Annotated in this window: 21 protein-coding genes and 1 pseudogene; 10 read left to right on the plus strand and 12 right to left on the minus strand. The window is 44.0% G+C overall.

The features are described from left to right. Positions 1 to 52: 52 nt before the first annotated feature. From fabV to QMY49_RS24410, 3 genes and pseudogenes are all read left to right on the plus strand, one after another. Positions 53 to 1,241, plus strand: a pseudogene (gene fabV, locus QMY49_RS24400) (enoyl-ACP reductase FabV). 218 nt (positions 1,242 to 1,459) lie between these two features. After that, positions 1,460 to 3,370, plus strand: a complete 1,911-nt coding sequence (locus tag QMY49_RS24405) for a bifunctional diguanylate cyclase/phosphodiesterase (protein ID WP_283314943.1) — start codon at positions 1,460 to 1,462, stop codon at positions 3,368 to 3,370. Between the two features lie 72 nt (positions 3,371 to 3,442). Further along, on the plus strand, positions 3,443 to 5,098 hold the full coding sequence (locus tag QMY49_RS24410; protein WP_283314946.1) for an ABC-ATPase domain-containing protein: 1,656 nt from the start codon (positions 3,443 to 3,445) through the stop codon (positions 5,096 to 5,098). Between the two features lie 103 nt (positions 5,099 to 5,201). Here QMY49_RS24410 and QMY49_RS24415 read toward each other — a convergent pair whose 3' ends face one another. Together QMY49_RS24415 and QMY49_RS24420 are read right to left on the minus strand one after the other, a co-directional pair. Next, positions 5,202 to 5,822 carry a DNA-J related domain-containing protein gene (locus tag QMY49_RS24415; RefSeq protein WP_283314949.1) on the minus strand — a complete coding sequence of 207 codons (621 nt, stop codon included), beginning with the start codon at positions 5,820 to 5,822 and terminating at the stop codon, positions 5,202 to 5,204. Between the two features lie 113 nt (positions 5,823 to 5,935). Further along, positions 5,936 to 6,775 carry an isopenicillin N synthase family dioxygenase gene (locus QMY49_RS24420; RefSeq protein ID WP_005451765.1) on the minus strand — a complete coding sequence of 280 codons (840 nt, stop codon included), beginning with the start codon at positions 6,773 to 6,775 and terminating at the stop codon, positions 5,936 to 5,938. A gap of 222 nt (positions 6,776 to 6,997) precedes the next feature. On the opposite strand from QMY49_RS24420, the gene QMY49_RS24425 reads away from it, so the two are divergent. Then, entirely contained in the window at positions 6,998 to 7,594 is a 597-nt protein-coding gene (locus QMY49_RS24425) for a DUF2238 domain-containing protein (protein ID WP_283314951.1), read from the plus strand. On the opposite strand, the gene cutA is transcribed toward QMY49_RS24425, so the two are convergent. The 5 genes from cutA to QMY49_RS24450 all read right to left on the minus strand — a co-directional run bounded on the left by cutA (position 7,556) and on the right by QMY49_RS24450 (position 10,603). After that, positions 7,556 to 7,888, minus strand: coding sequence for a divalent-cation tolerance protein CutA (cutA, locus tag QMY49_RS24430; protein ID WP_017189039.1), 333 nt, complete (start codon positions 7,886 to 7,888; stop codon positions 7,556 to 7,558). The genes QMY49_RS24425 and cutA overlap by 39 nt on opposite strands. Before the next feature lie 9 nt (positions 7,889 to 7,897). After that, positions 7,898 to 8,149: a hypothetical protein gene (locus QMY49_RS24435; protein ID WP_017189038.1), complete on the minus strand. Its 252-nt coding sequence runs from the start codon at positions 8,147 to 8,149 to the stop codon at positions 7,898 to 7,900. Beyond that, positions 8,133 to 9,839, minus strand: a complete 1,707-nt coding sequence (locus QMY49_RS24440) for an SgrR family transcriptional regulator (protein ID WP_045487832.1) — start codon at positions 9,837 to 9,839, stop codon at positions 8,133 to 8,135. The genes QMY49_RS24435 and QMY49_RS24440 overlap by 17 nt, the downstream gene beginning before the upstream one ends. 79 nt (positions 9,840 to 9,918) lie before the next feature. Further along, positions 9,919 to 10,152, minus strand: a complete 234-nt coding sequence (locus QMY49_RS24445) for a DUF3389 domain-containing protein (RefSeq protein WP_005451760.1) — start codon at positions 10,150 to 10,152, stop codon at positions 9,919 to 9,921. 16 nt (positions 10,153 to 10,168) lie between these two features. Further along, entirely contained in the window at positions 10,169 to 10,603 is a 435-nt protein-coding gene (locus tag QMY49_RS24450) for a hotdog fold thioesterase (RefSeq protein ID WP_009696691.1), read from the minus strand. Between the two features lie 227 nt (positions 10,604 to 10,830). On the opposite strand from QMY49_RS24450, the gene QMY49_RS24455 reads away from it, so the two are divergent. Next, positions 10,831 to 11,616, plus strand: coding sequence for a M48 family metallopeptidase (locus tag QMY49_RS24455; RefSeq protein ID WP_283314956.1), 786 nt, complete (start codon positions 10,831 to 10,833; stop codon positions 11,614 to 11,616). A gap of 133 nt (positions 11,617 to 11,749) precedes the next feature. On the opposite strand, the gene QMY49_RS24460 is transcribed toward QMY49_RS24455, so the two are convergent. Then, on the minus strand, positions 11,750 to 12,778 hold the full coding sequence (locus tag QMY49_RS24460; protein WP_050567825.1) for a site-2 protease family protein: 1,029 nt from the start codon (positions 12,776 to 12,778) through the stop codon (positions 11,750 to 11,752). A 412-nt stretch (positions 12,779 to 13,190) separates the two neighbouring features. Here QMY49_RS24460 and QMY49_RS24465 point away from each other — a divergent pair, with 412 nt between their 5' ends. From QMY49_RS24465 to QMY49_RS24485, 5 genes are all read left to right on the plus strand, one after another. Then, positions 13,191 to 14,441 (plus strand): outer membrane protein transport protein, encoded by a 1,251-nt coding sequence (locus QMY49_RS24465; RefSeq protein WP_005451753.1) that lies wholly within the window; start codon positions 13,191 to 13,193, stop codon positions 14,439 to 14,441. Positions 14,442 to 14,463: 22 nt separating this feature from the next. Beyond that, positions 14,464 to 16,908 carry a VolA/Pla-1 family phospholipase gene (locus tag QMY49_RS24470; protein ID WP_009701341.1) on the plus strand — a complete coding sequence of 815 codons (2,445 nt, stop codon included), beginning with the start codon at positions 14,464 to 14,466 and terminating at the stop codon, positions 16,906 to 16,908. A gap of 135 nt (positions 16,909 to 17,043) precedes the next feature. Next, a complete protein-coding gene (locus QMY49_RS24475; protein ID WP_005451749.1) occupies positions 17,044 to 17,253 on the plus strand; it encodes a YgdI/YgdR family lipoprotein in 210 nt (69 codons plus the stop codon). Between the two features lie 268 nt (positions 17,254 to 17,521). Beyond that, positions 17,522 to 18,079 (plus strand): PhnA domain-containing protein, encoded by a 558-nt coding sequence (locus tag QMY49_RS24480; RefSeq protein WP_005451748.1) that lies wholly within the window; start codon positions 17,522 to 17,524, stop codon positions 18,077 to 18,079. A 182-nt stretch (positions 18,080 to 18,261) separates the two neighbouring features. Then, positions 18,262 to 19,179, plus strand: coding sequence for a homocysteine S-methyltransferase family protein (locus QMY49_RS24485; protein ID WP_283314963.1), 918 nt, complete (start codon positions 18,262 to 18,264; stop codon positions 19,177 to 19,179). Positions 19,180 to 19,184: 5 nt separating this feature from the next. Here the strand turns inward: QMY49_RS24485 and QMY49_RS24490 are convergent, their stop codons facing one another. From QMY49_RS24490 to QMY49_RS24505, 4 genes are all read right to left on the minus strand, one after another. Further along, positions 19,185 to 19,883, minus strand: a complete 699-nt coding sequence (locus tag QMY49_RS24490) for a DUF1223 domain-containing protein (RefSeq protein WP_283314965.1) — start codon at positions 19,881 to 19,883, stop codon at positions 19,185 to 19,187. 137 nt (positions 19,884 to 20,020) lie between these two features. Next, on the minus strand, positions 20,021 to 20,212 hold the full coding sequence (locus QMY49_RS24495) for a hypothetical protein (RefSeq protein WP_005451745.1): 192 nt from the start codon (positions 20,210 to 20,212) through the stop codon (positions 20,021 to 20,023). A 279-nt stretch (positions 20,213 to 20,491) separates the two neighbouring features. Further along, entirely contained in the window at positions 20,492 to 21,511 is a 1,020-nt protein-coding gene (locus QMY49_RS24500) for a TerC family protein (protein WP_017819595.1), read from the minus strand. A 529-nt stretch (positions 21,512 to 22,040) separates the two neighbouring features. Beyond that, complete coding sequence (locus tag QMY49_RS24505) at positions 22,041 to 23,783, minus strand: bifunctional metallophosphatase/5'-nucleotidase (RefSeq protein ID WP_005451743.1); 1,743 nt, start codon at positions 23,781 to 23,783, stop codon at positions 22,041 to 22,043. Positions 23,784 to 24,311 lie beyond the last annotated feature (528 nt).

Consider the following 24,311-nt stretch of genomic DNA (forward strand, 5'->3'; position numbering starts at 1 on the left):
AACTTTACGTTACTCTACTCGGCATCTTATTCACCAAGGTTAGATAATAACAATGCAAATAGAACCGTTAATTCAAGGTGTTGTAGCTCGATCGGCACATCCGTATGGGTGCCGCGCTTCCATCAAAGAGCAAATTAATTACGTAAAACAAGCTCCGCAGATCCAACATGGTCCCAAACGGGTTTTGATCATCGGTGCGTCTTCCGGCTTCGGATTGGCTGCTCGCATCGCCCTCACCTTTGGCGGCGCTGAGGCCGACACGATCGGCGTTTCATTCGAGCGTGGACCATCTGATAAGGGCGTTGGTAGTGCTGGTTGGTACAACAACATTTACTTTAAAGAAGAAGCGACTCATCACGGTCGAACAGCAGTAAACATCGTGGGCGATGCTTTTTCTGATTCTGTGCGCAACCAAGTAATCGAAGCTATCGAAACTCACTTTGAAGGTGAAGTAGATTTAGTCATTTACAGCTTGGCGACTGGTGTTCGTCCGAAGGCAGAATCTGACGAGTTTTGGCGCAGTGTCATCAAACCTATTGGTGAATCTGTCACTGGTGCATCGATTATGCTGGAAAACGATCAGTGGATAGACTCCACTCTTGCTCCAGCATCAGAGGAGGAAGCTGAAGCAACAATTAAGGTGATGGGCGGAGAAGATTGGGAAAGCTGGATCGATACGCTGATCAACTCTGAATCGGTGGCAAAAGGCTGCAAAACGATCGCCTTCTCTTACATGGGACCCGAAGTCACACACCCAATTTATCTTGATGGCACGCTAGGTCGTGCAAAAGTAGATTTACACCAAACCAGTCATGCATTGAACATAAAGATGGCAAACTTTGGTGGTGGCGCTTACGCGACCGTGTGTAAAGCGCTTGTCACAAAAGCGAGTGTGTTTATTCCTGCTCTCAGTCCTTACCTACTCGCTCTGTATCGTGTGATGAAGGAAAAAGGCACCCACGAGCGTTGTGCAACGTCTGTTCACGACGAAGTTGTACGACCAAGAAAAAGTACCTGTCGATGGTGAACGTTTGATTCGAATCGATGATCTGGAGTTAGATCCTCAAGTTCAGAAAGAAGTCAGTGAACTTCTTTCACAAATGAACGCAGATAACTTCAAACAAGTGGGTGACTATGCTGGATTCAAAGACGAATTTATGAAGCTAAATGGCTTCAACTTTGAAGGCGTCGATTACTCTCAAGATATATCGATGAAAGCACTCAAGGCGCTCAATCCATAAGCTTGCACTTGGATTCTAGCGTCTCACTACTGAGATAGTGCCAAGTATTTCAAAGTCCTGAAAGGTTTTCAGGACTTTTTTTTGTTTCGGGTTCTGCCACCCCTATACTTAAACTAAACGAATGGTTAAATAACTACTCAACAACAAGAATAAGCTCACATAAAAATTACAACGACTTTCATTCACAGGACGTGAACTTACGGGAAAGGATTACCTTTATGGGCACATTGCAAACCTTGGATTATGAGATCCCCGATTCGATGCGGAGAAGTTGGCAAAACATCGTCAACTTGTTAGCCCGCATTGCGGATGTTCCCACTACGCTTATCATGCGTGTGCATCCAGAGCATATCGAAGTCAATACCTCTAGCGAAACGGAAAATAACCCCTATAAAGTGGGTGACAAAGAAGCCCTTGGACATGGTCTGTATTGTGAACATGTCATTCAACACAAGCGCGAACTCCTGGTCTCGAATGCACTCAAAGACCAGGAATGGAGAGACAACCCGGATATCAAACTTGGTATGATCTCCTATTGTGGGCTGCCTTTGTACTGGCCGAACGGTGAAACCTTCGGTACCATCTGTATGCTAGATACTAAAGAGAACCAATACAGCGACACCTACCGTGAGTTATTAAGTTCTTTCAAAGAATCTATCGAGGCGCAACTTGCGGTTGTATTCCAGCAACACAAATTAGTAAGGCTAAATAGCGAATTAAAAAACAGAGTCGAAACGCGCACTACCGACCTTGCGCAACTCAGTTATTCATTGACGAAAGAGATCGACAGACGCAAAGCTGCCGAGAAACAAGTCAACTATCAGCAAACTCATGACCAAGGCACTGGTTTTCTTAACCGCGCTGCTTTAGAAGAACAACTAGACGAAGTCATTGAGTCCATCAACCATGACGAGCAATCTTTGGTCGTGATTAACATTGGATTCAGTAACGCCCGTAGCATCCAAACCAAATACGGATTCGAAGCTTTCGACGAAGTATTGAAGGAGTTTCGCTTTCGTCTTGGTCACAGTGAATCCAGTTATTTTGTCACAGGGCGACCAAGCTCCAACGATCTTGTGCTCATTGTTTCAGGCGAAGATATCGAGCCGAAAGTCCAACATTTACTCGACGAAATTACTCATGTGAGCGTTGGCAATTTTTATATCGATGACAATGAAGTGCATCTTCATTCTTACATTGGTGTCGTCCAAGCTCATCGAAACAGCCATGCCAAGCAACTGCTGCAAAATGCTTGCTATGCAATGTTGTTGTGCAAAGAGTCTGGCGAGTCATACAATTATTTCTGCGAAAGTCATACGCAAGATCTCAACAACCACAATCAACTAGAAAGCTACCTTCTACAGGCAGTTCGTAATGATGACCTGATGTTGTACTTCCAACCTAAGGTGCTTCCCCACACACACAAATGGATAGGTGCAGAAGCGCTGTTACGTTGGCGTCATCCTGTCTTAGGTGATGTCTCAAATGAAGCGCTAATTCATATGGCAGAGCAAAACGGCTTGATCTTTGAGGTGGGTTCATTCGTTTTACGCACAGCCATAGACAAAGCCAAGCAATGGTCTGAGTTAGTGGATAACTTCAAAATTGCCGTTAATGTTTCGCCTATACAATTGCAAAACGTTAACTTTGCCGAACAGATAGAACATCTACTTGAAACCTTCCATCTACCAGCACACTTCCTTGAGCTAGAAGTGACTGAGAGCGCTTTAATCGCAGATGAAGTCGTTGCACGTAACACGTTGAATACACTACACAAGCTTGGTGTTACACTGTCACTAGATGATTTCGGGACGGGCTATGCCTCTTTCAGTTACCTGAAGAAATACCCTTTTGACGCGATTAAAATTGATAAAAGCTTTGTTCAGCAGATGGAAAAATCTGACGATGACAGAGCCATTATTTGTTCCATTATCCATATTGCTAAAAAGCTTGATCTCCAAGTTGTCATTGAAGGTATTGAATCCAGCCAACAAGAGCAGTTTCTAATTGGTGAAGGCTGCGATATCGGACAAGGTTTTTTGTATGGTAAGCCAATGCCTTGTAATGAATTCGAACAAAGTTTGTTTAATCAAAACCTATTAGGTGGTCAATACACCTATTCTTCCTAAGCATTTCCTTTACTCTGTTGGCGGTGGTTTCTATAATCGCCGCCCGCTTCCAATAAAAAGGCCATTATCTTCATGGATCAGTTGACTGCCACGCTTAAGAAAATCGAAAAGCAGAACTACCGCGCATACCAACAAATCAAAGGTCAATACGACTTCGGTGATTTCGACTTGTACATCGACTACGTACAAGGTGACCCGTACGCATCTGCTTCTCGCCTACGTGCAACTCGCGCGTGGTCTTTGACCGGTCTCGAATGGCTAAAAGATGAATCTCCAGCATTCCAGCGTGCAGCTCGTGACTTCATTGCGCGTAGCTTTGATGAGTTTGCAAAGCAAGAGAATACCGTAGCTATCTCACTTAGCGGTCAAACCGTTTTGGACAATACGGCAGTACTTTTCACTGAAGAAGGTATTGAGCTTCGCTTCCGTGTTAACCTGCCTGCCGAAGGTCGCTCTGTTCTTGGCAAAAAAGCGAATAACATTCTGACTTTCTACTTGCCGAAGTTTATTCGTCGCGCAACATTAGAGCGCGAGCTGAACAAAGACGCATTGATTGAGCACTGTAAAGTGGTTGAAGACCAAGCGTCTCTGCGCGAGCAACTTGAAGCAAACAATCTAGTCGCTTTTGTGGCGAATGGCAGCATCCTTCCGCGTATTGCAGGTAACTGTGACTTGCCGATGAAAGACGCGGTTGAATTTAAAGCGCCAGAGTCACTTCAAGTAACTTTGCATGCGCCAAACAAAGGTTACGTAACAGGTTTGGGTATTCCAAAAGGCATCACATTGATTGTTGGTGGTGGCTTCCATGGTAAATCAACGTTGCTAAATGCAATTGAACGCTCTATTTACGATCACATCCCTGGTGATGGTCGCGAATACATCGTCACTGATGCGAACGCGATGAAGATTCGTGCAGAAGATGGTCGCTGCGTTCATCACTTGAATTTATCTAACTACATCAACCATTTACCAATGGGTAAAGATACGGCAGATTTCTCTACGCAAGACGCTTCTGGTTCAACCTCTCAGGCTGCTTGGTTGCAAGAATCTATCGAGGCCGGCGCTAGCTCACTGCTTATTGATGAAGATACGTCAGCAACTAACTTTATGATTCGTGATGAACGTATGCAGGCATTGGTTGCCAAAGGCGACGAGCCTATCACGCCTTTGGTAGATCGCATCGGACAATTGCGTGATGAGCTTGAAATCTCGACCATCATCGTTATGGGTGGCTCAGGTGACTACCTAGACGTTGCAGATACCGTTATCCAAATGCACGATTACCAAGCAGTTGATGTAACAGAAAAAGCGAAGCAAGTTATTGCACAGCATCCGACTCAGCGCCACAACGAGTCAGAAGAAAGCTTGCAAACATTCCGCCCTCGTGCGTTAAACCGTGTAGCGCTAATGAACATCCTGACAGACGGCAAGTTCCGTGTGAATGCAAAAGGCAAAGATTCTCTTCGCTTCGGTAAAGAATTCGCAGATCTAAGTGCGCTTGAGCAACTTGAGTCAGCGGATGAAGTAAACACGATTGGTTGGTTGTGGTTCCAAATTGCTCAACTTCCGGGTTGGTGTAACCACCCTGCAAAAGAAATCGAAGACATGCTTACTGGTGAATGGTACGCGACCTTGCCTAAACAAGGCGACTTAGCGAAACCTCGTACATTGGACGTAATGGCAGCGCTGAACCGTATGCGTATGTCTCAGTTCAAACCTTCTCGTTAATACCCAACGAACAGCTAACAAAAGGCAGCGATAAACGCTGCCTTTTTAATCTTGTATGAATCACAACGCCCAACACGTGACAATGTAACTTAAAATGAATTCATTATCCGTTTCGAAGTACGTTCCAAGCATTGCATAGCACTCTAAACCTATCTGCATTACCGTTCTCTCGGTCTGGGTGCCAACGTAATGCCAGCTTACGCCATTGTCGGCGAATCTCAGTGCGGGTTGCGTCTGCATCTAGCTCAAACAAATGTAGTGCTTTACTTCGGTCTACGTCATCAGAGACATTTCCCCCGATGTAACGTTGATATCGACTCCAGAAATCATTAAGTAGTCGGCGCACCTCGCCTTCGTCCGCTTCGTAGTTCTTCCAATCAAGGTAATACTCTCTTAGAGGATCATTGGTATCAACGCTGTGGCGAGAGGCTTCTATGGAGGACATAAGCACAATATTCATTGCTTCGACTTGCAACCAACCATCGGGATAAAGCGTTTCTTGCAATTGATAGAGCGCGTTCATTAATAAGAAATTTCGCTTGAAAAGATCTTTATCCGGAGATTCATCTAACTGTTGTATGTAGCCCTTTTGGCTGAGCTCATGAGCTAAAGTATGCACCTTCCAATTTGAAGGCTGCTTTCTGAGGATGTCTAAAATGGGCCACAATAATGGGTTTTCCATGTATTGCTGACTGTTTTGGCAAACATTGAGTTGTTCGTCCATGTATCCCCTAACCGTTTAAGTACCTGTTATATAAAGCTAGTCAATTTGTACCATAAACACAAAAAGGCTGACAGTCATAAACCATCAGCCTTTTGAAGCAAGATCTCGTTAACTTAAATAACGCCTAATTCTCTTAAACGTTCCATCAGGTAGCTGTGCGCAGTGTAACGCTCTGAAAGTACCGTATCTGGTTTCGGGTGCAAGAAAAGCGGAAGCGAAATACGTGACTTTTCTTGGCGACCGCCGGTTGGGTTAATCACGCGGTGCGTTGTTGACGGGAAGTAGCCACCAGACGCCTCTTGCAGCATATCACCGATGTTAATGATCAAGTTACCGAAGTCACATGGCACATCTAACCAGTCACCTTCTTTGCTCATTACTTGCAGACCAGGTTCGTTTGCTGCTGGCAGAACCGTTAGTAAGTTAATGTCTTCGTGCGCGGCAGCACGAATTGCGCCAGGCTCTTCTTCACCCGTCATTGGTGGATAGTGAAGAACACGAAGTAGCGTTTTATCGCTGTTGTTAATCATCTCTGACAGCGCAATTGAGAATTTCTCTTGAACGTCTTTTGGTGCGTATTCTTCTACCCAACCAAGCAGTTCTTGAGCGAATGCATTAGCGCGCTCGTAGTACTCTAGAATCTCTTCTCTTAGCTGTTCTGGCATCTGACCCCAAGGGTACACGTGAAAGTACTCTTTGATGTCTTTGACTGAATGACCTTTCGCAACTTCAGAAACTGATGGTGGAAAATATCCGTCTTGTGTTTCAACATTGAAGTGGAAATCGTTCTTTTGCTCTGAGCAGAAAAACTCGTACCAGTTTTTGTAAATAGATTCGACCAGCTCTTGAGGAATTGGATGGTTCTTAAGAACACCAAAACCCGTTTCGCGCAGTGAGGTGACGAACTGTTGAGCAGCATCGTCAGCAAGATAATCGACAGTTTCCAGTTTCATGACTTTACTTCTTTTTTATTAGACTGAACGGTGAATTCTATGGATGGGTATGTTGTAAATCAAACTTTAATGAAATGTTTACGCGCAAACGTTTTATTGTTGAGCAGTTTGGCAATATATCAACATAAAAAGTAATCATCTCCTTGTTAAATTTATTAATTGCACACCGTTCAATTAAGTGTAATCATAGAGTCAGTATTTAATTGAAGGATCAATTTCTGTATGAAAAGCACTTCTACCCTGTTGGGTTTGACCATTTTCTACGCCATCGTTTTTCTATATTCTGCTCTCGAGCCAAGTTCACGCGCAGTTTGGTTCGCGGAAATCGTACCAGCTATAGGTATTCTTATTGCCATTTGGGCACTGTCTATTCGCTATCAGTTTAGTAACACAGCCTATGTACTGATGTTTATTTGGTTATGCCTTCATACGATCGGCGCAAAATATACCTTCGCAGAAGTCCCATTTGATTGGTTTAATAACTTAATTGGCTCTGAGCGTAATAACTTTGACCGCGTCGCTCACTTTTCTATCGGCTTGTATGCCTATCCTATTGCTGAATATCTAATTAACAAGAAAAGGATCAGTTCCGGATTTGCATCTTGGTTTGCGTTGTTTGCGATTATGTCACTCGCAGCTGGTTACGAAATCATTGAATGGTGGTATGCGGCAATAGCTGGTGGTGAAGAGGGTATTGCCTTTCTGGGTTCACAGGGTGATATATGGGATGCCCAGAAAGACATGTTGTGCGACACCATGGGAGCAATTGTGTCGTTACTTTTACTGACAACTCAGCGTCGACTGGCGAAGCCATTCTAAATACGGGTTAAAACCTTCGACAATTGGGACCTGTACGATTTGAGCGACCTCATACTCGTGCAGGTCTTTTATTTTATCTTCTACTAATGCATAGAGATCTTTGCGTGTCTTGATGATCAACAACCATTCATTGTCGCTGCAGACTTCACCTTTCCACACATAATGACTCTCTATTGCCATCGTCTGAATGCAAGCGGCTAACTGCCCTTCCAGTAGCCCTTTGATGATTTCGTCCCGGTTCTTCTCTGTACCAGAAGTACTCAAGACCATACAGTATTCGTGTTGTTCGCTCATAACTTACTCTTACTTCATCGTAACCTTACCACCAATCATCTTGTAGGCAGGCGTTCCTCTTACTAAGGTGTCTCTTGCAAACTCTTGTTCACAACCAGGGCAAATGCAAGGCGTGCTGGTAAAGTCTTCAACAATACGTTCCTTAAAACATTTAACGAGGGCACCTTTGCCGCCCTTGCGGTACTTGAACAGCTGCGCTTTACATTTGGCGCAATATATCTCGACGGTTTTAGTCGGTTGCTTCTTATTCGGTTTCGCCATCTTTCTCTATTTTTGGTTTTACCCATACGTTGCTGAAATCGAACCACCCTAGTGCATTACATTTGGCGTTTTGTAGCGCACCACTATGGTCTTTGTTTACGCCTAGCCAACAATGGAACATAGGGATCACTTGGCAGCTCTTCACAAGTTGCCTACCTAACTCACGAGCTGGGAAATCGCTGTGTTGACCAGCACGCCATTGATCCACCAGCCCTGCCCAACCAGAGAAATCATATCCAGCACTGAATTTGTCAATGTCACTGTAATCTAACAACCATCCTGCGAGCGCATCGTTACGGTTGGTGGCGATCCCCATTGCTTTGATCCAAATATCCACTTCTTCTGGTGACGGTGGTTGCGTGTCATAACGGATGAACTCAACCTCAACACCATGTGGCTTTAGCAAGGTTTTGATCGCTTTAGCAATAACAGGAAACATTGGGTGCTTCTTTTGGTAAGCGACACAAATAACTTTCTCTTTCTGAGGTACTTCACCCGCAACACTTGGTCTCAGATCGATCCAGCCCGGCTTTAAGCCAAAGGCTTGTAACACACCCAGCTCTATGATTTTGTCTTGAGGTACATGAGCATACACCTGGTAACTGTTTAATGTTTGACTAAGAAACTCAGCCCAACGTGGATCTTTTGCAACACCTGTATTTTTATTCAGTAGTAAGAAGGTGCAACCGGGATCCAGCTCAACCTCGTCAGTAGAGGCTTGTTTATCCATTTGGGGTTTGGTCAAACTTGGGTAAACCATTGACGAATAGGCTTCATCGATCACCCACACCTCTACTTGGTCTAACAGAGGACGTAACCCAAAGTAGCCATCAAACGCAGTCAAAATTAAGCGCTTGTCGTCATTTACTTTAACTTGGAATGGTCCAGTCCCTACTGGCTTTCTATCGAATTCTTCCGAACGCAGCGTGCTCGGTAAGAGTACTTTTGCTTGGGATTCACTCAGAGCAAGTGGTAAGTATTTATCTGGACGAACAAGATGAATATCCACCGTCCAAGGCTCTGGCGACATTACATTTTCGATATGAGAGAAAAGATTCAACTCGCTTAACGCACTAATACTCTCAATGACACAGTCGGTGGTCAGTAGTTCACCGTTATGAAAACGAACACCTCGACGTAAATAGAAACGCCAATGAGTGTCTGAAAGCGCTTCCCAATAATGCGCCAAATCCGGTTGGAGGTGTTCATTATCATCCAGTCTAGTTAATCCACTGAATACCTGACGTGCGATATGCTGCTCAGAACGGCGCATCGGCTTTTGAGGGTTTAACATCGCAAGTGGTCGGTAGTACGGCAAACGCACAACTTGCTCACCTTGACGATGTTGGAGACCAAGATAACCTTGAATAACTTGGGTAAGCTTGGCGGCGTCATTATCTAGCGCCTCCAATGCTTGACCAATTTTACCTTCATCTAGATAACGGCGTGCGAGGTTCTCGCTAACATCACTGCGATTACGTTTAAAAATGAGTGTAGAAAGCTTTCCTCGACCAGCGGCAGGATGCCATTCAATCCACCCTTCTTCCTCTAATTTATTGAGGACGATTCGAGCGTTTCGGCGAGTACAGAAAAGTGCATCGGTAATATCTTCGAGTTGAACTTCCGTGTTATTACCAGAGAATTTTTCAAACAGTGTTTCGAATTGAACACGTAAACGAGGGCTACTCATAAAGAGGAAATTTTAGTTTTCATAACGATAAACTAAGTTTCCTCATTTTTTGCAAAAAGTGCAAACCTAGACATGCAAATTATTGAATGTCGATACCAATTTCTTGCGCTAATTGGCGTAATTGATCTTCATCATCGAGTTTGATCGACCATTTTGTTTCTGCACCATGTGCCAAAACAACGTTTGCACCACGACCAAGTAACTGAATCGCATCGACTTGTGCTTGCATTGTAACCATGCCGCTACCATTGAGTTTAATAACGACTTCTCGCTGCGTTGCGATGATTTTACCAAGAGAAAATTCAATAACCATGTTCGTCTTGTACTCGTTAATGTGACTTTTCTTTTTGGTGTTTCACGGCGATCGTCAGTCGGCTGGCGCAAACTAATCGACCTCGTTCATCAGCGATGTCGATTTGCCACACCTGAGTTGAGACGCCGAGATGAACGGGCTTTGCAGTGCCAATGACATAGCCGCTGCGCATTGCACGGACGTGGTTAGCATTAATATCTAATCCAACGCAATAACTGCCTTCTCCAACACAAAAGTTTGCAGCGAGCGAGCCTAAAGTCTCTGCCAAGACGACAGACGCACCACCATGAAGCATACCCAGTGGCTGATGTGTAAAACTGCAAACAGGCATGGTTGCTGATAACGAATCATCAGTAAAATCGGTGTAAACGATTTGCAGATGCTCCATCATGGTGTTTTTTGATGTGGCGTTAAGAATGTCCAAGTCGATTGGCTTTTTCCAGATACTCATTTGTTCGCTCTTATCTCATCCAGTATTGCACTGGTGCTCAGTCTTTAAAAGTGCGTCTAGCATAGACCTGAATGCATCGTTACTTCAAGGCGCAACGCATCGCATAATGTGATTTATGTATTCCCAAATAACCTAGAGATACGTCGTTAAGCGAGAATGGCTTAAAGTTTCTTTACTAAGCGTTATACTATTGGTACAAAACAGAAAAAATACTTATGGACCCCATTATGAGAACATGGATTAAAGCCTCAATTCTTATGACCGTTGCTGGCTTAACAGCATGTAGCGCTTCACCGACAGGTCGAAACCAAATCTTGATGTTTTCCGACCAAGAGATGTCTTCTCTCGGTGCCAAATCTTTCGAGCAAATGAAGAAAGAAATACCGATTAGCAAAGACAAAAAGACCAACGCTTATGTTCAATGCGTGGCGAAGCAAATCACAGACACTATCCCTCCTCAGCCGGGCTTTAAAGATTGGGAAGTGGTGGTTTTTGATAGTGACCAAGTCAACGCCTTCGCCCTTCCTGGAGGGAAGATTGGTGTATACACGGGCTTATTGAAAGTGGCGAAGAACCAAGATCAGCTAGCGACCGTAATTGGTCACGAGGTTGCACACGTACTTGCTGACCACAGTAATGAGCGTCTGTCTCAAAGCCAATTAGCAAATGCTGGATTGTCTCTAGCCAATGTAGCAATTGGTGCATCTGAATATAAACAATACCAACAAATGACAATGGCAGCGCTTGGTGTTGGCGTGCAATATGGGGTAATTTTACCTTACGGTCGTACGCAAGAGTCCGAAGCAGATATCGTGGGTTTAGGGTACATGGCGAAAGCAGGTTTCGATCCAAATCAAGGCGTCGATCTTTGGAAAAATATGAGCGCAGCTGGTGGCGCCCAACCGCCAGAATTTTTCTCTACTCACCCATCACACAGCACGCGTATTCGTGATTTGCAGGCGACGATTAAAACGCTGCCTGCTTCAAACGTAAAAGCACCGAAATGTGGTTAAATTGCTTAGCCAATCTAGTGTAAGCAACCTACTACTCTCTAGCTCGCTTTCTCAAACGAGTTAAACGAGCAAATAGAAGTCAAAAAGAAAGCTCCATTGGGAGCTTTCTTTTTATTTAATTCGCATTAGCCCTTTACGTACCAAGGATTTGCAGTGGCAGGCTTAACAGGCTGTCGCCAAGACCCGCAAAATACCAAATGATAGCAATGAAGCCTCCAATGGACACTAGATACCAAGCGAAAGAGAAAAGCTGCCCATATCGAGTTAAAGGCAACAAATGACTATGGTGTCTTGTGCGCCACTCCACCACAACTTCCAACATCCCCATGATGAGCAAGAATCCCAACAACGTTAAACCGAATGCGTAGCTAATATAGATACCCAATGCTGCAGTCGCGACGCTACCGGCTAGACCAATCCATGAGTTCATGGAGAAAGTAATACTCTTCAGTACATGTCCACCGTCTAGAGGTAAAATCGGCAATAGGTTAAAGAGGTTTAACAAGGCGTTAAATACCGCAAGGCCGGCAAAGATCATCTCTCCCGTCACCCAGTACAAAATTGTAAATACAATACTCAACACCAATCCAAAGAAAGGTCCCATGATCGAGATAACAACGTCTTGCCAGCGTGTATTGATCTTTTCATCGCTTAGCGCCAACCCGCCCAAAAAAGGAATGAGATATATCCCCTTCGTTTTCATACCGAAGTATTTCATTGCACGGATGTGCCCGTATTCGTGGAAGACCAGGCATGCAACGAGCGCAAGCGCAAACTCTATCGAGAACAACCATGAGTAGGCAGCTAAACTCGCAGACGCTAACGCAACCTTAATCACTTTCGCACTCTTAAGCGCTTTCATTCCCAGCGACACAAGACCAATGATGCTAAAGCGCTTTTCTGTTGGTGGCGGCTCAACTGGAACTTGTTGCTCAATATCCTTTTCATTGCGAGTTCCTTCAGCCACAAGAGCCTCATTAACCGTAGCTTGATATTTGAAGTCAAAAGGTTGCCAATTTAACTCACAGCTCAGTTGGCAGTTCAATACCTGCTCTCCAGAAGAAAGTTTGAATTGATGTTGCGTCTTGCCGGAATCATCATCACTAGCATCAATTTGTGATACCAGAGTGTTATCCCAAAACAGTTGTTGCCAACCCGCCATAGAACCTTCCAGCCTAAGCGATTTCCCCAAAAATTCGATGTGTAGTAATTCCAACGAGATTTCCAATGCGATAAACACAAAGTGGGAATTATGCCTGTAATGGAATAGAACGCAAAGCATGTTAACAACAGGTGTTTGGTTAGCGATTAACCATAAGATTTACAAAACAAGTCTGGTCGTACCATTTGCTATAAAAATATCACCATAATACATGACCTTATTAATTGCTGTTTGACCTATGCATCAAATTTAAAACGCAATATACGTCTAATCTTTGACAAGATAATAAACATACAATTAACATTATATTTACATTGCAGTTGTAATTCTAACCGACAGCAACTGGTGTAAAAGGCATACAACAAATACAAAGACTTCGGTCTAACATAATGACACCCTAGGAGGGTCAAGGATGAACAAGAAGCACTGCTCTCTGCTTACAATTTCAATATTGTTTGCGTGTAATGCCCAATCTGCGGGCTTTCAGGTTGCTGAACACTCGGCATCTGGTCTTGGTAGAGCATTTTCAGGTGAAGGCGCGGTTGCGGATAACGCAAGCGTTTTAGCGCGTAACCCGGCTGCGATGACACTTTTTAAAGAAGCTCAGTTTTCAGGTGCGCTATCCATCGTCGATCCTGAAGTTAACGTCTACGACACTTACCATAAAGAACATGCAAAAGACGTAGCTCCGCTGCAAATCGTTCCTGCTGGCTACTACATTAGCCCTATTAACGATCAATGGGCTTGGGGTCTTGGTATGTTCACAACCTACGGTGTTGCCACTGACTACCCGAATGATATCTCTGCCGGTGATATGGCAGGCGATACTTCTTTGCTGTCTGTAAATATCAACCCAAACATTGCTTACCGCATCAATGAACAATTCAGTGTTGGTGGTGGTATTAACCTTGTCTACGCGCAAGCGGAATTGACTCGTCATAAAGGTGCCCTAGCTCCCCTATTTGGTCCTGGTAGTAAAAAGTCTGACAACCTAATTGGTATGGAAGGCGATACGTTTGCCTGGGGCTGGAACATCGGTGCGCTATATGAGTACAACGAAAATAACCGCTTTGGTTTCGGCTATCGCTCTAAAGTGGATTTAGACTTCGACAATGGTGAGTTCAGTAGCTATGACTCTGGCATCGCAACAGCACCAAAAGTCGATGGTCGACTACAAATTTCGCTTCCTTCTATCATCGAACTCTCAGCATTCCACCAGCTAAACGACAAGTGGGCTATCCACTACGGTTGGCAGCAAACAGATTGGAGCACATTTAAAGAACTAAAAGCGACGAGCCCACAATGTAACGACGGCACCGCTGGTCAATGTTTCTTTAAACCTGAGAAATACGAAGACAATAACCGCTACTCTTTCGGTGGTACATATACTCTGAACAATCAATGGACATTACGCGCTGGTATCGCATTTGACGAACAAGCGGGTAAAGCGACGTTGAGTATTCCTGATAGCGACCGTTTCTGGTACAGCGCAGGGGTGACTTATGTAATGCAAGAAAACTTAAGCTTCGATGCTGGTTTTGCCTTTGTTAAGAGTAAGTCTGGCTCGTTCACTGAAACAAACGCAGCAGATCAAGAGATCACATTTGATTCAGAAGGTACGGCTTACATCAGTGCTGTACAGATGAACTACACCTTCAAATAATCAGGATTAACGGAGTAAACCAATGAAACATACGTTTAAATTATCACTGCTTTGTTCTGCAATCCTACTTGCAGGTTGTGGTGACGACACTTCTAGCTCAGGCACTTCAGATACCGCAACGTTTGAACCTGCGGTTCAGGCACTACTTGACCGTAACACGTCGGTTAGTTTCACGGTTCAAGGTTCGAATGCTGATGTACCAGCGCCTTCTTACTTGCTAATGGATAAAACAGATGGCACGCTCGGTCTGCCGACTGGTGGTGATGATGCGCTAACCAACCCTCGCGCCGCCATGAACACCATGGATGGTTGGTCAACATCAATGCCAATCGTTCTGAATTTCAACGGTGCAGGCTTCGCTGATGGTTTAGTAACGTCGGGTATTAGCGTTATTAAGCTAAATCAACGCATCACTGATTGGGATGGTAAGACAAACCCAATCGAAAAAGTTTTAAAGATCCAAGATGGCGCAACTGCTGATGCAGACTTCCAAGTCGTATCAAGTGGTAAGAGTCTTTACATCCAATTCGCAGACTCATTCGATGAATCAAGCGAATACATTTTTGCAGTGACTCAAGCAGTAAAAGATGTAAATGGTGACGCAATCGGTACATCCGGTAGTTACGCGACGGCAAAATCGAAAGAAGTCGTATACGAATCTGGTGATCTTGCTTCTCTACAAGCTGCAACAACGGCGGTTGAAGGAATCTTTGGTCTTGCTACTCAATCTGGCTTACTAAACGTTGTACCTTCAGACATCATCTACTCATCATGGTTTAGCACACAGTCGGTAGGTGACACACTTGCAGCAGTGAAAGGCGTAACCGCAACCGGTTTTGCTACCGGAGCAAACACGCTCAACACGGTTTACAAGAATGACACTAACCCAGGTTCGGTCGACCTTGCGACTGCATACACGATGTCATTGGGTGCGACTCAAGACTTCATTACTGCGTTAGACGCAGATGAAGACTTCAACAAATACATCAGTGACTTAGACTCAACAAAGACCGCAATAAAAGGGCTTTACACGAATGCCGGTGTTTCAGTCAACGTAACTCAAGGTGTGGTGAGACTACCTTACTATCTAGAGAAAGGTGCTGACTGGAACATGCAGCCAATGGTTTCAGCAATGCCAAGCCTTGTGAAACTGCAAGCCGCTTTATCAAACAAAGATGAACAAGCAGGCATAATTCAGCAGTTGTCTAGTGGTGAATTTGCAAATGACCCTGTTGATGTGAGCAAGCTCGCTACTGATCCTACAGAGCAGCTAAAACTTGTTGGCGCTAATCTAAAACTATCTGACGGCACTCCACTGGATAGTGACCGAGTGATCACTCGATACTCACCAGTGCCAGCGGTTAAGTCTCTAGAAGATGTCGAGTTCCTGTTGTTCACTCCAGAAACTGGCACGCCGACCAACGTTGTGATTTATCAACATGGTATTACTTCAGCAAAAGAAAATGCTTACGCTTTTGCCTTTAACATGGTTAAAGCTGGCGTAGCGGTGATCGCTATCGACTTACCAATTCATGGCACTCGTAGCTTGGATGACCAACGTTCTGCAAATTCAAACGTGTTAGCATATTTGAACTTGTCTAACTTGGCAGTAGCGCGTGATAACCTTCGCCAAAGTGTCCTTGACGTATTAGGTCTTCGCGCAAGTCTTGTGGTTTCTGCTCAAGCGGGTCTTCTTGCGAATAGCCCACTTAAAGGGTTTAACCCAGCAACTGGCTCAAAAGTTAAGATGCTTGGTCACTCATTAGGAGGCATCGTTGGTACGTCAGCCGTTGCAGCGGCAAACAACTCTCTGGGCTCAGTATCAGCAGATGCGTTGTACAACTTCAGTAGTGCATCTATCCAAAACTCTGGTGGTCAAATCGGTAACTTACTGCTTGGCTCTTCCAACTTTGGTCCGCAAATCAAACATAACCTAGCGTACGCGGCTTCCGCAGACTATGCGAGTTATGCAGATGCATCTTGTGCAGAACTTAGCGATAAAGTGTGTTACGAAACGTTTGAGAAAGGCGCAAGCCCTGAAGCTCTGGCTCAATTAAATGCTGGTTTCTCTAGCTTTATCTATGCCGCGCAAACAACGCTTGATACCGTTGACCCGTTCACAAATGCTGCTGACCTTATGAAGACTGGTTCGTTATCAACACCATTCTTCATGACAGAAGTAGATGGTGATGCAACCGTTCCAAACAACGTACCTAATGCGCCATTTGCAGGTACCGAGCCACTTGCGAAGAAGCTAGGCTTGAAAACGGTTAACAGCTCAGACACTGCTGTGAATGCAACAGCAAGCTTTGTCCAATTTAACGCAACGGCATCACACAGCACGTTTGCCTCTCCGGCAGGTACGTTGGCAGACCTTCCTCACCACGCAGAAATGCAGGCTGAGAATGCTGATTTTGTAGTGGATGATGCATTAAGCAAAGTAAGTAATGCGACAGTACTAAAATAATCTTGTACATCCCCTCAAAGCCCAGTTTCTACTGGGCTTTTTTGTTTCTATGCCTTTCAGACCCACTCATAGTTTCCTCTGCTATAGTTAAAACGATGTCTTTGTCTAACTCACTTGTTTGAAAAGGAAAACTCTATGCGCGTATTGACCGTGATTGCCACTGCACTACTTCTTGCCGCTTGCGGCAGCAGCCAATATCTTATGTCAACGAATGAAGGGAAAATCATCACCTCGTATGGCAAACCAGATCTCAATGAAGATACTGGCATGTACGAGTATGAAGACGTGGATGGCAAAGAAATGAGTATCTCACAAGACCAAATCGTACAAATTATCGAACGTTAGATCCTTTGCCTCCTGTCAAGTCAGGGGGCATTTTCAATCAATCTCCCTACCATCGATAACATTCATCAATGCAACTGATTCATCATTCAAAACAATCAACACCCTTATTTATATTCTAGATATTATTTGTTTAGCCAATATTTTACATCTTCACTCCTTTCAGGTTGGAATATTGTAAAATCTCGCCTTTAATTCTCTAACACCCTTTTATTTCTCAGGATAAAGTGGATAATACCGCCACCAAAAAACATTACTAAGGTGAGTCCTTATGTCTATCGAAGCTACTCTGCTTGCTCGCTGCGAGTCAAAATGTGAACTGTGTTCTTCTGAAACTCAACTAACTGCTTACGCTGTGCCACCACACGGCAACGTAACGGTTGATACTGCTATCATGGTTTGTGATAAGTGTCATGGTGAGATCGAAGACCCTAAAGACATTAACCACTGGCGCTGCTTGAACGACAGCATGTGGAGTCAGGTTCCTGCAGTACAAGTAACTGCATGGCGCCAACTTACTCGCCTAAACACAGAAAGCTGGGCTCAAGATGCTCTTGACATGATGTACATGGAAGAAGAGCAAATGAACTGGGCAATGAAAGGTATGTCTGCTGACGATAAAACTGTTGACTGCAACGGCACTGAACTTAAGAAAGGTGACGATGTAACAGTAATCAAAGACCTACCAGTTAAAGGTACAAACCAAGTAATCAAACAAGGTACTGTTATTCGCGGTATCAGCCTTGGTGATGATCCTAAACTTGTTTCAGGTAAGGCAAACGGTGGTCAGTCAATGTACGTGATCGCTGAGTACTGCCGTAAGAAGTAATCCCAACATTACTTTCGAATTGAACGGGGTTCCAGTTGGAACCCCGTTTTCGTTTCTGCAGTCCGCACCTTTTGTCTTATCTAGCTCACTACTAATCTACCCACCTACACGACCTATCCTTTTCCGCTCGTCACTTTCGTTCATAGCCATTTTCATTTAAGGTTCAACAAGGAAGAATTAAGATGGACTGTAGTATGAAAAAGTTAACCATCCTTGATGGCGGTATGGGAAGAGAGCTGAAACGCATGGGAGCCCCATTCTCTCAACCACTTTGGAGCGCACAAGCTCTGATTGAATCGCCAGAATTCGTTTACCAAGCGCATAACAACTTTATCCACGCTGGCGCAGATATCATCATTGCCAACAGCTACGCTTGTGTACCATTCCATCTGGGACAAGAACTTTACGAACAACAAGGTAGTGAACTAGCACGCTTTGCAGCCCAAATTGCTCGTGAATGTGCAGATAAGTCACCGGAACGCGTTCTAGTAGCTGGTTGTATTCCACCAGCGTTTGGGAGTTATCGACCAGATCTGTTCGAACCCAAATTAGGTGAAATCATTTTCAAGACTTTGTTTGAAGCTCAAGAAGATTATGTAGACCTTTGGCTAGCGGAGACCATATGCAGTTTAGAGGAGCTAAAGTGTTTACAAAGAGTCTTCACAAGCAGCATCAAACCTACTGTGTATGCCTTTTCTTTAAGTGATGACTCAGTGGAAACCGCGTTGTTGCGCTCTGGGGAAACCGTTATCCAAGCCATTGAGCATATTGCACAAAGTGCAGACAACACCAATACCATCAGCGTTTACTTTAACTGCTCGGTACCTGAAGTAATGGCAAAAGCGGTCAGTGATACCAAAGCAGTTTTAGACCAACACAAGCTAGATATTGAAATTGGGGTTTACGCGAACAACTTCACCGCAATCAAATCTAATCACGAAGCCAACAGCGCATTACAAGCGATGCGAGAACTCTCACCAAAAGAGTACTTAACTTTTGCACAAAAATGGCATCGGTGCGGGGCAACCATTATAGGTGGGTGCTGCGGTATTGGACCAGAACACATCAAAGCGCTTTCGGATTGGAAGGCATCCCTTTAGTTCATTTATCGAATCTCACCCGCGACAGTCTGCACACGATTAAAAGTCCCTGGCTCAGTCACCCACGCCGCAACAGCATCAATGTTGTTGATGGGCTGACTGAGCTTAAACGTCCACTCTCCACTCTTTGAGCGACCTTGTTGTTTCTCCAATGCAACGAAATCATGCTCTAGTACTTTCCCTCGGTTTTCACCGCGCTTAACTGGTGTGGTTTCATTACTTGAGAGAAACACAATCGTTGCATCATACGAGCCTTTCTCTTCAAACCGTAAAGAGAATTGGTTGCCAGAGCGCTTTAGTGTCAATGATTGGGCTTTTACGTTGTCGTTGCTGGGTAATACGCGCTTGCGCCAATTAAAAAAGCCGCGCCATTCTTCACTATCAACGACAAATGCTGGAGTATAGACACTCCCTACCGCGCCATAAGCGCGATACAAACGTTGCAGCTGAGAGAATTCAGACTTTGCAAATTTGTCTTTCCAACCAAGATAGTCCCAATAATCAACGTGGTATGCGACAGGAATGTACTTTTCCCACAAATCAGGGTTGGATTGAAACGTAGAAAGGTATTTGTCTGCAGGTGGGCAACTTGAACAGCCTTCTGAAGTAAATAGCTCTATCACTTGTGCGGGCTGTCCTTCATGAACCCAACTTTGTGATGCAGAAAGACTGGTAATAGCAGCAAGTGTAATCGCGTTAATCATAGGCAGCTCCTTTTCTTTGATACTGACTATGACCGTACGAGCAAGAGATAGCTTTCAATGCGGTCTTAGGTGTAGCAATTTCAGATACAAAAATGCCGGCGATTAAGCCGGCATTTCGAATTCGCTTTCCATTCAGATTAACGGTACATACCGATGTCTTTCTGAATGTGTGCAGATAGGTCTTCTGCGTAGTAACTGCGGGGTGCAGAGTTGTCTACGAAAAGAATATCCAGTAAGTGAGCAATCAATCCTTTGAAGTTAACCGCGTAGGTCTTCTTATCCATAGAGGTTGGTAAAGCTACATTTGTCATTTGCATTGCTTGTGCCATGATTGCCTCTCTTTAAAAGCAGTAAATTGTTTTGTTGGTCGTATATTAGTCATTTTTTCTCTGAGCAAAAAATGACAAAATTTGGTTATTCAGATTAGTTTTTCTTATAAAACAATTCCGTTACAACCCTTAAGAATACAAACCCCAAGCAGCTGAATATCTATTCAGCAAAGCGCATCTTTAGTTGAATAACTTGGATTTACGCTGGTAAACCCAAGTCTATTTGCAACAATTAATTAACCAAATAATCTTTCAAAGGATTTTGAATTTACAAAATCATTAAGAGTTTTGATTAGTAATTTTAACGCTAGAACTATTGGTTTCTTTGTTCTTATAGATAGAAGCAATAACCGCTGTCGTCATCACTGTTACTAGGAAAGTTAATGACCAAACCGTTGGAATTTCGTATTGCGTGCCAACCAGTAGCATCTTCACACCAATGAACATCATGATCACTGATAACGCTGGTTTTAGGTACACAAACTTGTCCAACATTGCTTGCAGTACAAAGTACAGAGAACGTAAGCCAAGCAGAGCAAACACGTTAGCCGCTAATACCAAGAATGGTTCACGCGTTACTGCAAAGATTGCAGGGATCGAATCCAGTGCGAACATCACGTCCATCACTGCAATCACACCAACAACGATCAGCATTGGCGTTGCAACCCACTTACCTGCTTGTTTCAAGATCAAGTGGTTACCTTGATACTCTTCTGTCACTGGTAAGAATTTACGAATGAACTGCTCAGGGTATGGGTTCACCTCTTCTTCTTCGCCTTTATCTCGCGCCAGTTTAATACCCGTCCAAATTAGGAATGCTGCGAATAGGTAAAGCACCCAATGGTATTGAGCAAGTAATTGAGCACCTACTGCGATCATGATTGCACGTAGAACTAACGCACCAATCACACCCCACAATAGAGCGCGTGGACGCAAATGCTCTGGCACCTTGTATTGCGCAAAGATGATTGCGAACACAAACAAGTTATCGACACTTAACGATTTCTCAAGCAAGTAACCAGTTAAGAATGATATGGTCGCTTTTTCGTGTGTATAAACGCTATGAGGCGCGTAATAATCCCAAAAGAAATAGATAGAGCCTGCAAAGACAAACGCTAATAAGAACCAGAATACGCTCCAACCAATTGCTTTTTTCATGGTAATTACGCCGCCACGAGTCTGATAGATATCGAGGGCGACTAAAACCAAAGTAAATAGACCGAATGCACCGTACATTGTCAGTGATTCTTGTAGTGGAACAGACTGGGATAATTGGGTGGTATTTTCGATAAGAGACATGCTTCCTCCCACGCGGAAGGACATTATTCGGGCTGACCTTCCGCAAACAATACAAACCAGCAGTCACATTACCCATGTGTCTGCTAGCCAATGAATGCGTTGGTCTCGTTGAAGTGATCACGTGATGAATCAAGTGACACCTTTATTTACCGGATAAGCTGATGCTTAACGAGATGACGATAAATAAACTTGCGCTAACTACTCCCCAAACGCCGCCATCATACCCCTGCTTGCGTCGATCTCCAACAAAAAATCGTTATCGATAAAAACAAAGTATTTTGTGAATAATGTTTATCAACATCATGAATTCAAGCCGGTTCAGATACAAAAAAGGAGCACTTATGCGCCCCTCATTTGTTGAATAGTCGATCTTTAAAAACCAGTTAGCGGTACAAAGTAAACCAGTGTTGACCAAACTGCGACCCAAGCAACGACAACCGCTGCGTCAGCCCAATCTTTTTTCCACATACTCTCTTCCCTCTTCATCGCATGTGCATTAGGGAGTGAGCAAAAAAGATACCAATAACGGTTATTGATTCTTCTGCGAGTAAAGTTTGTGACTTTGGTTCAAACAGTTTGGTTCGTCCGTTAGTAGTTCAACAAAGCAATCTGCCATGGAAAGATTACTGACAAAGCCTTCACCTTTCATATCCAGCAACGCTTCATAACCTTCTTTACCTTTCATAGTATAAGCAGACGAAGTACCACGGTACCAAAGCTCATCTTCCATCTCACACCAACGCTTACCATCAAAAATTTCTAGGTTTTTAATGCGTTGTCCTTTTGGCGCATCGGCTTGATATTCAAAGTTCAAATTATGTGTGTATGGGTAGCTACCAGAACCAGTGCCTTCAACACCATTGTTAAGTGCATTATTGATCGCGCCTTCCAATGCTAAACGAACAACTTTGCCTTGTACGTCATAAAAACCGATAGGAACGGCAAATGGCAACAATCGTCCGGCAACGTCTGCCACGGTAATATTTCCCGGATTGAGAGAAGTACGCACACCTCCCGCATTATGAATGGCAAATTGAACCTTGTGCCCACGCTTGTTAAGCGCATACAAGAATGAATGCGCTACTGCTGGAGCAAGTTCGCTTCCGCCAAATTCGTCAGGAATACGTACATGGCGCTTCTTCTCTGCCACATTTGCAATTACTTGGGACTGAAGCTTACGCACTCTTGGGATGTACTTATCATTTAAGATCGCTTGTGTCTCTGGGTGCTTTTTACAAACAACTACGTTTGGTTGACCATGAATAAAGTCACACGCTTCTTCAAACACACCTTGATCAAGCTGCTCATTTAGTGTCGAATCCCAGAAAATGCGTCTTCCGAGTAGCAATTCATTTTGACCACTTAACATGGTCGCGGTGCCATTTTCATCAAATTCAAGAACACAATGCCCCATGGTTAATGCGTGATAACCAGCTTGAACGACATAAGTATCGTTTACCTTGACGCCATATGGGTCATCTTCGCCTAAGCCAATAGCGGTAAAGTTACCTTGTAACCTATGACTGTGACCACCGACTATGATGCCAATGCCATCCACTTGAGCTGCAAGCTCGAGATCCCCTTCATAACCTAAGTGGCTCAAAAGGATGATGTTTTTAATACCCGCTTGGTGGATGTTTTCAACAGTATGTTTTGCTGTTTCTATTGCAGAGATAAATGGTGTGTCGGCATCTGGGTTGGCAATATCGCTCATCTTGTCGATAGACAAACCAAAGATGGCAACTTTCTCTCCGTGAAATTCTTTCACCAGATATTGCGCGCTTTGAGTCTCAGTGTCGAAGCTCAATACGTTATCGCAATCGCCCATGCGGTGATCTTTAGTTGGCAATTCATTGGATAAGTCCCAGTTACCTGCAAGCAACGGGAAGTTGGTACGCTGACAAAACAAAGCAACCGGTTCATTACCCATATCAAGTTCATGATTGCCCAGAGCCATCGCATCGATGTTAAGCGCGTTTAATAGGTCGGCGTTTGCTTTGCCTTTGAATAACGAGAAGTACAGAGTGCCCTGAAAACAGTCGCCAGCGTGTAAAAACAACATGCCTTGACCTTGACGTTGGGCATCATCACGAAGCTGTTCTACGCGTGTTGCGATACGTGAAAACCCACCAGCGCTCACGTAAGGCTCTAGTGTGCGTTCGTTATCAATATTGAGTTTTAGCTGTAATGACGTTGGCTCAAAGTAGGAATGAGTGTCATTGATGTGTGCCAGTTTGATTCTGACTGGCTTATGATTTTTATTCATTGTCATCTTCTCTCTTTTCATTCCGAAATGCCCAAGTGACCTCAAGACGCAGTATTCAGAGCGATGTCACTGATTTAAGTTCAAGGACAACGATGCAGCGTAATAGTCATCTATTTCCCAATTGTTTGACAAAGAAATTGAATCAGTGACACGCTCCCTTCGGGCGAGTTGACTTGGTTTGTATACGTTGTTAACGCTTTTTAACTTAGGGTCACTAGGTTTTCAAATCGTTGCCTAGTCTACAAACCAAGTCATTCTCGCTGAACTAAGCATCTCGAGGTTACTTGGACATCATTATTAGAACTGAATCATGACAGAATCATGAATTTTATGAAACAGAGAAATTGTCATTTCATTTTTACGTGATCAAGATTCATCTTGCGTACAAGTTTGAAAGTGACTTTACGCCTAAACGGTCTCTATTCATAGGATGAATGCTCTTAAATTTGTGAACTGAGCTTAACTTGCCATGATCAATTTCATATATGCTTATGAGGAGCAAAAGAACTCTCGATAATTCAAATAATTGCAAGG

This window comes from Vibrio harveyi, assembly GCF_030060435.1.
Lineage (GTDB): Bacteria > Pseudomonadota > Gammaproteobacteria > Enterobacterales > Vibrionaceae > Vibrio > Vibrio harveyi.